The sequence below is a fragment of the Vibrio sp. D173a genome, from assembly GCF_030248475.1.
Map to the genome: position 1 here is coordinate 1 of NZ_JAHGAH010000484.1, position 641 is coordinate 641.

Genomic DNA, 641 nt, shown 5'->3' on the forward strand with positions numbered 1-641 from the left:
AACTTTGTAACAACTTTGTTTCAAGATGGTTAAATACTGCATCTTGACGCCTGATAAATCTAACGGTAAATTTCGTGCATTTGATAAAAAAAACTTATCACCTTACGCAAAGTAAGGTGAAACAAGGGATTGAGAAGGATTCAAACGGATGAGTATTAAATTGCAGCAGCTAAAACATTTCGTTTTTGTGATAGAGGAAGGGGGATTTCGAGCCGCAGCGAACCGTGCCAACCGTTCTCAAGCCGCTCTATCGACATCAATCAAAGAGCTAGAAAAGATACTTGGTCAGCCTCTGTTTGAAACAGGCAACAAGTCAACGCTGACGCCATTTGGAGAAATATGTCTACCTAAGATCATACAATTTCTGAATGTTTACAAAGCACTAGATAATGTCTTACGCGCCGCGGCGGCAGGTCAACAAGGAAGAGTAAGGATTGCCAGCGTTCCCTCCGTAGCCGCAAAATTAATCCCGAGTGTGCTGGGAGCCTTCTGTGAACAATACCCAAATGTAGAAGTGAGTTTAATTGATGATAATGCGGCTGGCGTAGAAGCAAGACTATTGTCTGGAGAGGTTGATGTCGCGCTAGGCAACAGCTCAAGCCTCGATGAAGACACTATCGATTTTACTCCATTGATCTCAG

Annotated in this window: 1 protein-coding gene; it reads left to right on the forward strand. The window is 43.1% G+C overall.

The window, feature by feature from the left end; genetic code table 11:
- Window positions 1-148: 148 nt before the first annotated feature.
- Window positions 149-641, forward strand: a 493-nt coding sequence (locus KIV40_RS26950) for a LysR family transcriptional regulator (protein WP_285352242.1), incomplete at its 3' end; no start/stop codon positions are given.